Origin of the sequence: Sphingopyxis sp. GW247-27LB, from assembly GCF_002277025.1 — a bacterium.
In the GTDB taxonomy this organism is placed as follows: domain Bacteria; phylum Pseudomonadota; class Alphaproteobacteria; order Sphingomonadales; family Sphingomonadaceae; genus Sphingopyxis.
The window spans coordinates 215,459-228,063 of record NZ_NIWD01000007.1 but is presented as its reverse complement, the minus strand read 5'-3'; the positions used below and the strand labels follow the sequence as shown (position 1 = coordinate 228,063).

Genomic DNA, 12,605 nt, shown 5'->3' with positions numbered 1-12,605 from the left:
GCCGGAGGGGAAGTCGTGCGCCCCCTATTCCGCTACGAGGCGCCGCGCTGCCGGCGCTTCGCCGCCGTTCCGGCGGCGCGTCCGCGCGCGGCCGACGAGCTGGACGATCGTGAAATGCACCGCGAAGAGCAGCGCCTTCGACGCGAGTGGGAAGATACCGATGAACGCCGGCCACCAGGGCGTGAAGGCATAGGCGATGACGAGGTTCGCGGCCGCGGTCGCGAACATCAGCCCCGCCCAGACGAAGCCGAAGCGCTCCATCACGTCGCCGACCAGCGGCAGGTCCGCGGGCGGGATATAGCGGTTCATCCACCCGCGGCGCAGCATCGCCGCGCCGACGATCAGATAGACGATCGACGGCTTGACCATCACGAAGCGGGGATCGCCGGTCAGCATCGTCGCCGCTGCCGAGAAGAGCACCATCGCCAGGCTGATCCACTGCAGCGCGGCGACCGCGCGGCCGCGGGCGATCTCGAACAGCACCACGGCGCAGGCGGCCACAGTGCCGGCGGCCGTCGCGACGATCAGGTCGACATGGAACGCCAGCAGCACCGCGAAGACGATCACCCCCAGCGAGTCGAAAACCAGCGGGCCCACGGCATAGAGCAACGGTTTCATGATTTCGTCCTTTCGCATATTCAATGTTATCATTGTAAACATTGCGAAGGCCGCGCGTCAAGGGGAAATTGACGGTGTAAACATAGAAGGAGGCGCTGACCCGTTCCCGACCGGAAAACGACATTATTTTAATCGTCATCCCGGACTTGATCCGGGATCCACGACGACGGCGCAGCTATGGATCCCGGATCAAGTCCGGGATGACGATGCGGGAGAGGGTCGTTGTCGACCAGTTGCGGACGTTCTTCCCCCCTCCCGCTTGCGGGAGGGGTTGGGGGTGGGCCGCAACGGTGCGGTGTGCCCACCCCGCTGCGGCTAGCGGACAAGTCCGCAAGCCTCGCTGCCCCTCCCGCTTGCGGGAGGGGACAAAGCGCGCTGCCCTCAACGTCCACTCCCCACTCCAAAGCGGACATCGGCTGCAAATAGGCCTTTCCTACATTATTCGGCTGTGCCAGCTTTGTCCGGCTCTTTCATTTGGTCGACAAAGCGATGGCGGTCCCGCTTGCGCGCGCAGTCACAGCAAGGCGTGCCTGGCGCGTCCAGCACGCATCAAGGCCCGGACGGGGGATGCGATAGGCTGAACTTTCCTGAACTTTGAGATTCCCAAGCGATCCCTGCGCCGGCGTGCCACCGGGCCCATGATGCCCCCGAAGGCGGACCCGCGACTCCCCGCCCTGGCGGCAGCCGCCGGTCCCGCGGCGTGATGCGGGACCGGCGAGCCCGCAGATCAGGCCAGATCGAAGCGGTCGGCGTTCATCACCTTGACCCACGCCTTGACGAAGTCCTTCACGAACTTCTCCTCATGGCCCTTCTCGGCATAAACCTCGGCCGTCGCGCGGAGCTGCGAGTTGGAGCCGAAGATCAGGTCGGTGCGCGTGGCGCGCCAGCGTTCCTGGCGCCCGCCGCGGTCATAGCCGATGAACTCCTCGTCGCCGCTGGTGTCGACGACCTCCCAGATCGTGTCCATATCGAGCAGATTGACGAAGAAGTCGTTGGTGAGCTGGCCCACCCGGCTGGTGAACACGCCATGCTTGCTGCCGCCCTGGTTGGCGCCGAGGACGCGCAATCCGCCGACGAGCACCGTCATTTCGGGCGCCGACAGGCCGAGCAGCGACGCGCGGTCGAGCAGCAGCTCTTCGGTCTTCACCCGATGCTTGGTCGCCAGATAGTTGCGGAAGCCGTCGGCCCGGGGCTCCATCACCTCGAAGCTCTCGACGTCGGTCCACTCCTGCGTCGCGTCGCCGCGGCCGCCGGTGAAAGGAACGCTGACGTTGAAGCCCGCGTCCTTCGCCGCCTTTTCGACCGCCGCCGAGCCGGCAAGCACGATCGCGTCGGCCATCGACAGCGATCCGCGCAGTTCGTCGATCTTGGCGAGCACCTTCGACAGCTCAGCCGGATCGTTGACCGCCCAGTCCTTCTGCGGCGACAGGCGGACGCGCGCGCCGTTGGCGCCGCCGCGGAAGTCGGTCTTGCGGAAGGTCGAGGCCGAAGCCCAGGCCGCCTTGACGAGTTCACCGACGCTGAGCCCAGAGCCGAGGATCGCGGTCTTGAAGGCGGCGACATCGGCGTCGGAGGGCTTGCTTCCCGCGGGAACCGGGTCCTGCCAGATCAGGTCCTCGGCTGGCACTTCGGGGCCGAGATAGCGGCCCTTCGGCCCCATGTCGCGATGGCAGAGCTTGAACCAGGCGCGCGCGAAAGCGTCCTTGAACGCTTCATGGTCGTTCCGGAACTTCTCCGAATATTGGCGGAGTTCGGGGTCCATCTTCAGCGCCATGTCGGCGGTGGTCATCATCGTCGGCACGCGTCTGCCCGGATTATGGGCGTCGGGGGCCATGTCCTCTTCCTTCTGGTTGATCGGCTGCCACTGCTGGGCGCCGGCCGGGCTCTTCACCAGCTCGTAATCATAGTCGAGGAGCAGGCGGAAGAAATTCTCCGACCATTCGGTGGGCGTGTTGACCCACGCGCCTTCGAGGCCGCTGGTGATCGCGTGCGCGCCCACTCCGGTCTCGAAGCTCGACGACCAGCCGAGGCCCATGAGCGTGATGTCGCCGTTTTCGGGCGCCGCCCCGACCAGGCTCGCATCGCCCGCGCCGTGCGCCTTGCCGAAGGTGTGGCCGCCCGCGGTCAACGCCACCGTCTCCTCATGGCTCATCGCCATGCGTTCGAAGGTGATCTTGATGTCGCGCGCCGACTGCAGCGGATCGGGATTGCCGCCAGGCCCTTCGGGGTTGACGTAGATCAGCCCCATCTGGATCGCCGCGAGCGGGTTTTCGAGGTCCATCTGCTTTTCGGGGTCGATGCGCGTCTGCACGCCTTCGTTGACCCATTGGTCCTCGGCGCCCCAATAGATATCGCGCTCGGCCTCATAGACGTCCTTGCGGCCGCCGCCGAAGCCGAACACCGGCCCGCCCATCGATTCGATCGCGACGTTGCCGGCGAGGATGAACAGGTCGGCCCAGCTGATCTTGCTGCCGTATTTCTGCTTCACCGGCCACAACAGGCGGCGCGCCTTGTCGAGATTGCCATTGTCGGGCCAGCTGTTGAGCGGGGCGAAGCGCTGCTGCCCGGCATTGGCGCCGCCGCGGCCGTCGGCGGTGCGATAGGTGCCCGCGGCGTGCCACGCCATGCGGATGAAGAAGGGGCCATAATGGCCATAATCGGCGGGCCACCACGGCTTGCTGTCGGTCATCAGCGCGACGAGGTCGTCCTTCACCGCCTGATAGTCGAGCGAGCGGAACGCCGCGGCGTAATCGAAATCCTCGCCCATCGGGTCGGGCGAAACGCCGCCCTGGTGCAGGATCTCGACCGGCAGCGCGTCGGGCCACCAGTCCTTGTTCGTCCGCCCGAGCAGCGAACGGAACCGGTCGTGGCTGATCGGACAGCCCTTGGCGGGGTCCACGGGGGTCTCGGCGTTCATGCAGTCTCTCCTCTCTCGATATCGTTGAAACGGATGGCGCGGCAGGATGACCCGCGCATGACGGCGCGGCGGCGGCCACGAAAGGGCGTCGGCGCGGGCGAACGTGAGTCGATGGGATCCATCCTTTCGCTTCGACGGACGGAGAATAGGCACGGCGCGGCGTTTCAGAAAAACCGAATAAGGTGGATTGAGTGATTGAGCGGGCCGATCAGTGGGCGGCGCGGCGACCGCGATGGGGCCACGGGCCGTCGCAGCGGGGGAACTCCCGCTCCTGCCCGCGGGTTGACCCTGTGCCGCGACATGACGGCATGCCTGCGGCACTTGCAGGAGTAGTGAAATGCCCAACAAACAGCAACAGCAGGGCCAGAACCGCCAGCAGGATCGCGATCGCCAGCACCAGCAACAGCAGGGCGGCCAGGATCGCCAGCAGGGCGAGCAGCCCCGCCGCGATCAGCAGGATCGCAATCCGAACCAGCAGCGCTGACGCGGCTGCAGGAATAAAAGGGGCCGCCCCGGCCGGAGCGGCCTCTTTTTTGAGGATTGTGCCGATTGCAAACGCAAGCGAGACGTCGACTTTGGGGTGGGGAGCGGACGCTTATGATCCTCCCTGTCGCGCAGCGATGGGGAGGTGGCAGCCGCAAAGCGGCTGACGGAGGGGCCGAGCGCGAAGCGCTCGCTGGCGCTCGCGGCCCCTCCACCGCCTTCGGCGGTCCCCCTCCCCACGGCTGCGCCGCAGGGAGGATCTATGGCCGCTACCGGCCGGAAGCCGGCGCAAGCGGGTTTCTAAAATACATAATTGCCTCATTTTATGCCCCTTAGAAGCGCGCCTTGATCGTCCCGCCCCAGGTGCGCGGATCGCCCGGGAGGCCGGTGATCAGGCCGGTGTTCCCCGGCCCCATGAACAATTGCTCGAGATATTTCTGGTCAAAGGCGTTGCGGACCCACGCATAGACGTCGAGCCCCGCCTCGGTCCGAAAGCCCGCGCGGAAGTTCGACAGCGAATAGCCGTCGATCCACGTATAGGCCGACGCCGACGCATTCGATGAAAAGTTCGACCGGTAGCTGCCGTCATAGCCCAGATAGACCTGCCCGTCCTGCCCGAGCAATTTGGCCGGGGCATTGATCTCCGCGCCATAGGAAAGGGCCCATTTCGACACTCCGGGCAGGCGCTGCCCCGAAATGTCGCAATTCGCCGGGCTGCTGCTGCCGCCCGACAGCTCGGGCGGGCACGGCGCGTCGACGAAGCGGACATATTTGGCGTCGGTATAGGCGCCGTTGGCATAGGCGCGGAACCGCTCGCTCGGCCGGATCGAGAAATCCGCCTCGACCCCCTGCGTCCGCACCTTGCCGGCGTTGGCGAGATAGCCGCGCAGCACGCCGAATTGGCCGTTGTTCACATTGGCCTGATAATTTTTGATGTCGGTGCGGAAGATCGACAGGTTGAAGGTGCCGCGCCGGTCCCAGAATTCGGCCTTCGCCCCCGCTTCATAATGCTGGACGGACTCGGGCTTGATCGTCGCGGCGGCGAGCAGCGGACTGCCGTCGGCGCCGTTCGGCACGCCATTCTGGTTGATGCCGCCCGATTTGAACGTCTTCGCATAGGTCGCGTAAAGCAGGATGTCGGGCGCCGCCTTCCAGGTCGCGGTCAGGTCGTAGCTGAAGTTCCAGTCGCTGAACGAGGGTGCATATTCCTGCGGGCTGAAAACCGCGAGCCGCGCGACCGACACCGGATCGGTCAGGTCGGCGGTCACCGCCGAACCGTCGCCGGCATAGACGAGCCGCTGATAATAGCCGTTCTTCTTGTCATAGTTCAGCCGCACGCCGGGCTGGATCGTGAAGCTGTCGGACAGCTTCCAGCTCAATTGCCCGAACAGCGCGAGGCTGGTGTTCTTCAGATATTGGGTGTTGATCGCGGTCAGCCCGTCGAGCACCGAGGGGTCGTTCGACAGCGGATTCGACGGGTTGATCGTCCAGCGGCTCGACGCCGGCCCATGCTGCTCGGTCCCCTGCGTGTCGATCCGCTGGTGGAAGGCGAAACCGCCCACCACGAAATCGAAACGCTCGCCCGAATAATTATAGCGCAGCTCCTGCGTATACTGGTTCTGCTGCGACGGGTTCTGCGACTTGGTGACGATCGGCAGGCCGGTGAAGTCGCGGTCGTTCTCGGGCTGCCAGTCCCAATAGCGCCACGCGGTGACCGAGGTCAGCGTTCCTGGCCCCACGTCCCACTTCACCCGCAGCGCGACCCCGCCGATCTCGTTGCCGGCATTGAGATTGGCGTCGAGGTCGGTCAGCCGGTCATAGGGATTGGTGCTCGGCACGACATAGCCCTGCGCCGCCGCGAGCGCCGCGAACTGACGGTTCAGCGGGCGCTGCGTCTCGCCGGTGCGGACGAAGACCGATCCGCAGCACACCGCGTCCTGCTTGTTCCAGTCGCCGGTCAGCGTGACGTCGAGATTGTCGGTCGGCCGCCACAGCAATTGGCCGCGCAGGCCGATATTGTCCTGACTCTGGACCCAGCGGTCGGTCGTCACATTATAGAGCGTGCCGCGGCGGCTGGTCGCCGAGACCGCGATCCGCGCCGCCAGATTGCTCGTCAGCGGGCCCGAGATGGCGGCCTTCGCCTGCTTGAAATTGAGATTGCCGATGCTGAGCTCGGCCTTGCCCTCGAAATCGAAGGTCGGCTGGTTGGTCGTGATGTTGATCGCCCCGGCGGTGGTGTTCTTGCCATAGAGCGTGCCTTGCGGCCCGCGCAGCACCTCGATCTGCGCGACGTCGAGGAAGTCGAAGGTCGCGGAGGCGACGCGCGCGTAATAGACGTCGTCGACATAGATGCCGACCCCCTGTTCGATGCCGTCGTTGGTCAGGCCGAAGGGCGCCCCGATGCCGCGGATGTTGACCGCCGAGTTGCGCGGGTTGGACGAATAGAATTGCAGCGTCGGCGCAAGCTGCTGGAGCCGCCCGACATTGAAGCTGCCGGTGTTGTCGATCTGGTCGCCCGCGACCACCGAGATGGCGATCGGCACGTCCTGCGCGGTTTCGGCGCGGCGGCGCGCGGTGACCACGATGTCGCCGCCGTAGCTGCCGCCCTCGACCTGTTCCGGGGCGTCGGCGGTGGTCGCGGCCGTGTCGGCGCTCGTTTCGTCGGCCGCCGCGGACTGGGCGGCGAAGGCGAGGATCAGCGGCAATGTCAGGGATGCGGCCGTTATGCGGCGGCGCGCGGAAGGATATTTGGCAGTCATGGCAATTTCCTGTTGCAAAGAAAATTGCCACATCCGGTGGTCCGGTCTGCGGCAGTATTGGGGGGACGTGCCCCCGTCGGGAGGCCCTGGTCAGTTCGGGTAGCGGTGGCGCTCGGTCACATCGACCTGCACCAGTTTCCCTTCATGAACGGTGAGCTGGATGGCGCCGAAGCGCAGCTTGTCGAGCGCGTCGAGCACCGTCTGGATCGCGCGCGGCACGGCTTCGCGCGCACTCGCGGTCTGGTCGTTGGTGGGCATACGGCTTCCTTTCGTTGGTGGATTCGCCGCCGGAGCATATGCCAACTGTTTTAGTTGACAATGATTGTTTTGCTTTCTGCGCTCAAAGGACGAATTGGCGCGCCGAACCGAGCGGATCGCTTTTCGTCCATCGGCGCGCCCGCCGCGGCGGCAATCCATTGCGCCCGCGCGCATGTGCTGGCAAAGGCGCTGATGATGAGCAAAATTAACGATCTGATGGCGCGCGGAACCGAGCTTCTCGGCAGCGATTACGCCATTCTTTGCGGCGCGATGAGCTGGGTCTCGGAACGCCATCTGGTCAGCGCGATCAGCAACGCCGGCGGCTTCGGCGTCATCGCCTGCGGCGCGATGACGCCCGAGCTTCTCGATGCCGAAATCGCGGCGACCAAGGCGCTCGCGACGCGCAACTTCGGCGTCAACCTGATCACCATGCACCCGCAGCTCTTCGAGCTGATCGAGGTGTGCGCGAAGCACGGCGTCGGCCATGTCGTGCTCGCCGGCGGCCTGCCGCCCAAGGGGAGCCTCGAGGCGATCAAGGCGTCGGGCGCCAAGGTCATCTGCTTCGCGCCGACGCTCGCGCTCGCGAAGAAATTGATGCGCTCGGGCGTCGATGCGCTGGTCATCGAGGGCATGGAGGCGGGCGGGCATATCGGCCCGGTGTCGACGAGCGTTCTCGCGCAGGAAATCCTGCCCGAACTCGCGTCCGAACTGCCGATCTTCGTCGCCGGCGGCATCGGCCGCGGCGAGGCGATCGCGGGTTACCTCGAAATGGGCGCGTCGGGGGTCCAGCTCGGCACCCGCTTCGTCTGCGCGACCGAAAGCATCGCGCATCCCGCGTTCAAGAAAGCGTTCATCCGCGCTTCCGCGCGCGACGCGATCGCCAGCGTGCAGATCGACCCGCGCCTGCCCGTCATCCCGGTGCGCGCGCTCAAGAACAACGGCACCGAGGCCTTTACCGCCAAGCAGCGCGAAGTCGCGAACCTGCTCGACGCGGGCGATGTCGACATGGCGGAGGCGCAGCTCCAGATCGAGCATTATTGGGCCGGCGCGCTGCGCCGCGCGGTGATCGACGGCGACGTCGAGGGCGGATCGTTAATGGCAGGGCAATCTGTCGGTATGGTAACGCAGGAAGAGAGGGTCGCCGACATCATCGCGGCTTTGGTGCAACAAGCCGAAACCGCCTTGCACACTCGGGGTTGACGCCGCATGTTGCTGCGGCTGGGGAGAATATGATGAATTTGTCGCGTAAAATCATTGCTGTGGGATTGTTGGCGAGCGTTGCTGCCTGCGCGCCCAAGCCTCCACCGCCGCCGCCGCCCCCGCCCCCCGAGCCCGTCGTCATCATCGTGCCGCCGCGCCCGATCCCCCCGGGCCAGGCGTCGGCGACCCAGATCCTGCCGATGCGCGGGCTCGACGGCCGCTTCGTGACCGCGAACAGCAATATTACCGGCGACCGCGCCTTCTGGCAGCTCAAGATCGCGCTGAACGTCGCCGCGATCGGCTGCCGCGGGCTCGAGGAAGCGACGCTGGTCGCCGCCTACAACAATATCATCAAGACCCACGTCAAGACGATCCGCTCGACCGAGAAGACCGTGATCAAGGATCTTGGCAAGGAAAACGGCACCAACGGCACCGCGGCGCGCGACAAGCTGTCGACCCAGCTGTTCAACTATTTCGCCCAGCCGCCCGCACAGCGTGAATTCTGCGCGCGCGCCAACGAGGTGGCACAGCTCGTCTCGACCACGCCGACCGCACAGGTAGTCGATCAGGCACCGGCTCAACTCGCGCGGCTCGACCAGCCCTTCCTCGATTTCTATGAGGCCTATGCCAAATATCAGTCGGACGCCGCAGCCTGGGACGCCAAATACGCGCCGCCGCCGGTGACCACGCCCCTGTTCGGCACGCCCGCTACCGCGACGCCAGTGCCGGCAGCCCCCGCCGCGCCGATCGGCCCCTCGCCGGTCGGCCCCGTCGATCCGGCTGCCGCGACGACGACCGCGGCGGGACCGGCGGCACCCGCAGGCTGACGCGCCCGCCCCTTTTCCGGATAGAGTGCCGAATATCGCGGCGGGCGATGGCGCTGGGCCAAAGCATCTGTTAGCAGTCGTCAAGATGACCAATGCCCCCCTCCCGCCCTCGACCGCCGCCCAGTCAGCCCGCAACATCCTGACCCGGCTGCACGAGGTGATGGCGGCGCGCACCAACGCGCAGAGCAAGCTCAACCAGGTCGTCGGCATCATCGGCGAATGCCTCGACAGCGAAGTCTGCTCGATCTACCTGCTGCGCGACGGCTCGCTCGAACTCTATGCGACCCGCGGCCTCAAGCAGGAAGCCGTGCACGTTACCCGCCTCGCGCTGGGCGAAGGGCTGGTCGGCACGATCGCCGAGCAGATCGAAACGCTGAACCTCGACGAGGCGGCCGCGCATCCCGACTTTTCCTATCGCCCCGAAACGGGCGAGGAACTGTTCCACAGCTTCGCCGGGGTGCCGATCATCCGGCGCGAGCAGGCCGTGGGCGTGCTCTGCGTCCAGCACAGCGACCCGCGGCGCTACGAAGAGATCGAGATCGAGACGCTGCAGACAGTGGCGATGGTGCTCTCCGAATTGATCGCCAATGCCGATCTCGTCGACACTACCGCACGGATCGACGCCGCGGCCGCCGACCAGTCGGCGCAGCGGCTGACCGGACAGAAGCTCGTCGACGGCATGGGCCAGGGCATCGCGGTGTTCCACCAGCCGCGGATCACCATCGAGCACACCGTCGCCGACGATATCGAGGCCGAGCGCCACCGCGTCTACGCCGCGTTCGACAAGATGCGCGAGCAGATCGACCGCATGGCGAGCCAGGCCGAATTCGGCATCGGCGGCGAACATGAGGAGGTGCTCGAAACCTACAAGATGTTCGCCTATGACGAGGGCTGGTCGCGGCGCATCAACGAGGCGATCGACAGCGGCCTGACCGCCGAAGCGGCGATCGAGCGCGTTCAGCAGCGCACCCGAATGCGGATGCGCCAGATCGACGACCCGCTGCTGCGCGACCGCATGCACGACTTGGAGGATCTGTCGAACCGGCTGATCCGCATCGTATCGGGCCAGATGGGCACCGCGGCGCAAATGGGCCTGCGGCAGGATTCGATCCTGATCGCCCGCAACCTCGGCCCCGCCGAACTGCTCGAATATGATCGCCGCCGATTGAAGGGCGTCGTGCTCGAGGAAGGATCGCTCACCGCGCACGTCATCATCGTCGCACGCGCGATGGGGGTGCCGGTCCTCGGCCGCGTCCGCGACGTACGCACTTCGATCCGCGAAGGCGACCTGCTGCTGCTCGACGCCGCCGCCGGCACGGTCCAGGTGCGGCCGACCACAGCGATGCTCGACGCGTTCGACGCGAAGCTCGAAATTTCGCAGAAGCGCCGCGCGAACCTCGCCGCGCTGCGCGACCTGCCCGCGGTCACCAAGGACGGCGTGCCGATCGACCTGATGATCAACGCGGGTCTTCGCGAAGATGTCGCCGCGCTCGACCTGACCGGCGCCCGCGGTATCGGGCTGTTCCGCACCGAATTCCAGTTCCTCGTATCGGCGACGCTCCCCCAGCGCGAGCGCCAGCAGCGCCTCTATCGCGACGTGCTCGACGCGGCGGGCGACCGGCCGGTCATCTTTCGCACGGTCGATATCGGCGGCGACAAGGCGCTGCCCTATATGAACATGGAGGAAAGCGCGCAGGAGGAAAATCCCGCGATGGGCTGGCGCGCGCTGCGCCTCGCGCTCGAACGCGAAGGGCTTTTGAAGGTGCAGGCGCGCGCACTCATGGAGGCGGCCGCGGGGCGCACGCTGAACGTGATGTTCCCGATGGTGTCCGAGCCCTGGGAATATGAGGCGGCGCGCGCCCTGTTCGTCGGCCAGCGCGCGTGGCTCGCGAGCCGCGGCAAGAAGTTGCCGGCCGCGATCCGTTACGGCGCGATGCTCGAGGTTCCGGGGCTCGTCGAAACGCTCGACCTGATGCTGCCGCACCTCGACTTCCTGTCGATCGGGACCAACGACCTCACGCAGTTCCTGTTCGCCGCCGACCGCGCCCATCCGCGGCTCGCCGAACGCTATGACTGGCTATCGCCGACGGTGATGCGCTATCTCGCGCGCGTCGTGAAGTTGATGTCGGGCAGCAAAGTCACCCTCGGCGTATGCGGCGAAATGGCGGGACGTCCGCTGGAAGCGATGGCGCTGCTCGGCCTCGGCATCGACCGGCTCTCGATCACCCCCGCCGGGGTCGGCCCGGTCAAGGCGATGATCCGTTCGCTCGACCTCGGCGCATTGCGCCAGGATATGCCCGCCATCCTCGCCCGCCCCGCCGCGAACCCGCGCGGACAATATCAGGCGTGGGCGGAGCAATATGGGGTTGATCTGGGGAATTGAGCGACACCCCTTCCGCTCGAATCGGAACTACGGTCGCTCCTCAAGCTCGCAAGCGATAGAGCGCGCCATAGTCGACCAACTATATGTCGCGAGCGCATGGGCGGATGCGGCGGCATTGCGCTCGAGCGATGACCTTCGAATAGCCGCCGCGAAGCGATCGGCCGTGACCTTGGAATTGTCGGGCGTGACTTCGATGCCGTGAATGAACTTTGCGGCACCCGGATCCGCTCGCGCACTGTCGAGGCCCGCGAAGACCGTCAGGCCGCACGCCAACGCTTCCTGCACCACGAGAGGATAACCTTCACCGTGACTCGGCAGCACCAACGCGTCCGCTGCGGCGTAGAGGTCGGCGAGGCGATCGCGGTCGACCGGCCCGATGCAATCGATATTCGCCAATTGCCACGCCCGGGGTTCGATCGGTCCGGCTCCAGCCAGCAGGACATGATGATTGGGCAACGACGCCGCCAGCCTGCGCAGCACAGACAAGCCTTTCTTCTCAACAAAGCGACCGACAAACAGCAACACAGATTGCTTGTCCGTTATACCCAATTCACCCCGGATGCGCGCGCGACGGCTTGCGCACGGCAGGCCGAAACGCTCGGCCTCCAGCCCGTTGAATAGCAGGAGGGGTGGTTCGCGCCAGGCAACATCACCGAACTGATCGCGCACCGCGGCGCTAATGAAGATGGCGCGGCGCGCAGCGCGCAGCATCGGTCGCGCGACCAACCGGTTGGCGATCCGCATTGCTGTGCGGAGCAGCGGATTGCGATAGGTGACAAGACCGATATGCTGAACCAGCACGACGGGACGGCCGATAGCCCGTGCAAAGATCATGGTTGCGATGGACGAAAGGTAGAGCGCATCATGGATAATCACCGCGTCGGCTTCGCGAACTGCCCGGCCTAGCCGCCGGAACGCCGTGGGAAACAGAAAGGGCAGCGGCGCGCCCGTTATCCGGCTCAGTCCGTCCCATGCCGCAAGCGGAATATGTTCGGGACGAGGGAGGCCGCCCACCGGGCCCGCCACGGCAGCCGCCCAGCGGCAGACGTGTCCTGCCGCAGCCAATGCCTCACCGCTGCGTGCGGCAACGCGCTCGACACCACCGCCCTGCTCTTCGAAATAGGGGCTGACGATCAAGATCTTCACGGCATTCCGGCCCC

Annotated in this window: 9 protein-coding genes; 4 read left to right on the top strand and 5 right to left on the bottom strand. The window is 66.0% G+C overall.

All coding sequences use genetic code 11. The features are described 5' to 3' along the window. Positions 1-24: 24 nt before the first annotated feature. Together CD928_RS07525 and katG are read right to left on the bottom strand one after the other, a co-directional pair. A complete protein-coding gene (locus CD928_RS07525) occupies positions 25-618 on the bottom strand; it encodes a septation protein IspZ (RefSeq protein WP_095386526.1) in 594 nt (197 codons plus the stop codon). A 727-nt stretch (positions 619-1,345) separates the two neighbouring features. Continuing rightward, on the bottom strand, positions 1,346-3,535 hold the full coding sequence (katG, locus tag CD928_RS07520; RefSeq protein ID WP_095386488.1) for a catalase/peroxidase HPI: 2,190 nt from the start codon (positions 3,533-3,535) through the stop codon (positions 1,346-1,348). A gap of 337 nt (positions 3,536-3,872) precedes the next feature. Between katG and CD928_RS23360 the strand changes: the two genes are divergently transcribed. Then, complete coding sequence (locus tag CD928_RS23360) at positions 3,873-4,019, top strand: hypothetical protein (RefSeq protein ID WP_176473499.1); 147 nt, start codon at positions 3,873-3,875, stop codon at positions 4,017-4,019. Between the two features lie 331 nt (positions 4,020-4,350). Here CD928_RS23360 and CD928_RS07515 read toward each other — a convergent pair whose 3' ends face one another. Both CD928_RS07515 and CD928_RS07510 read right to left on the bottom strand, forming a co-directional pair. Next, positions 4,351-6,777, bottom strand: coding sequence for a TonB-dependent receptor (locus tag CD928_RS07515; RefSeq protein ID WP_095386487.1), 2,427 nt, complete (start codon positions 6,775-6,777; stop codon positions 4,351-4,353). 90 nt (positions 6,778-6,867) lie between these two features. Continuing rightward, the gene (locus tag CD928_RS07510) at positions 6,868-7,035 is read right to left on the bottom strand and encodes a YezD family protein (protein WP_095386486.1); all 168 of its coding nucleotides are present in this window, start codon (positions 7,033-7,035) and stop codon (positions 6,868-6,870) included. A 189-nt stretch (positions 7,036-7,224) separates the two neighbouring features. Between CD928_RS07510 and CD928_RS07505 the strand changes: the two genes are divergently transcribed. The 3 genes from CD928_RS07505 (at position 7,225) to ptsP (ending at position 11,445) form a co-directional block, all read left to right on the top strand. Beyond that, positions 7,225-8,235, top strand: coding sequence for a nitronate monooxygenase family protein (locus CD928_RS07505; RefSeq protein WP_176473501.1), 1,011 nt, complete (start codon positions 7,225-7,227; stop codon positions 8,233-8,235). Positions 8,236-8,267: 32 nt separating this feature from the next. After that, positions 8,268-9,062 carry a hypothetical protein gene (locus tag CD928_RS07500; protein WP_255247076.1) on the top strand — a complete coding sequence of 265 codons (795 nt, stop codon included), beginning with the start codon at positions 8,268-8,270 and terminating at the stop codon, positions 9,060-9,062. 85 nt (positions 9,063-9,147) lie between these two features. Continuing rightward, the gene (ptsP, locus tag CD928_RS07495; protein ID WP_095386524.1) at positions 9,148-11,445 is read left to right on the top strand and encodes a phosphoenolpyruvate--protein phosphotransferase; all 2,298 of its coding nucleotides are present in this window, start codon (positions 9,148-9,150) and stop codon (positions 11,443-11,445) included. Between the two features lie 27 nt (positions 11,446-11,472). Here ptsP and CD928_RS07490 read toward each other — a convergent pair whose 3' ends face one another. Next, positions 11,473-12,591, bottom strand: a complete 1,119-nt coding sequence (locus tag CD928_RS07490; protein ID WP_176473498.1) for a glycosyltransferase family 4 protein — start codon at positions 12,589-12,591, stop codon at positions 11,473-11,475. Positions 12,592-12,605: the final 14 nt, after the last annotated feature.

Coding starts and splice junctions, on each gene's coding strand:
- ptsP (WP_095386524.1), top strand. CDS start 9,148: ATGACCAATGCCCCCCTCCCGCCCTCGACCGCCGCCCAGTCAGCCCGC.
- CD928_RS07500 (WP_255247076.1), top strand. CDS start 8,268: ATGAATTTGTCGCGTAAAATCATTGCTGTGGGATTGTTGGCGAGCGTT.
- CD928_RS07515 (WP_095386487.1), bottom strand. CDS start 6,777: ATGACTGCCAAATATCCTTCCGCGCGCCGCCGCATAACGGCCGCATCC.
- CD928_RS23360 (WP_176473499.1), top strand. CDS start 3,873: ATGCCCAACAAACAGCAACAGCAGGGCCAGAACCGCCAGCAGGATCGC.
- katG (WP_095386488.1), bottom strand. CDS start 3,535: ATGAACGCCGAGACCCCCGTGGACCCCGCCAAGGGCTGTCCGATCAGC.
- CD928_RS07525 (WP_095386526.1), bottom strand. CDS start 618: ATGAAACCGTTGCTCTATGCCGTGGGCCCGCTGGTTTTCGACTCGCTG.
- CD928_RS07510 (WP_095386486.1), bottom strand. CDS start 7,035: ATGCCCACCAACGACCAGACCGCGAGTGCGCGCGAAGCCGTGCCGCGC.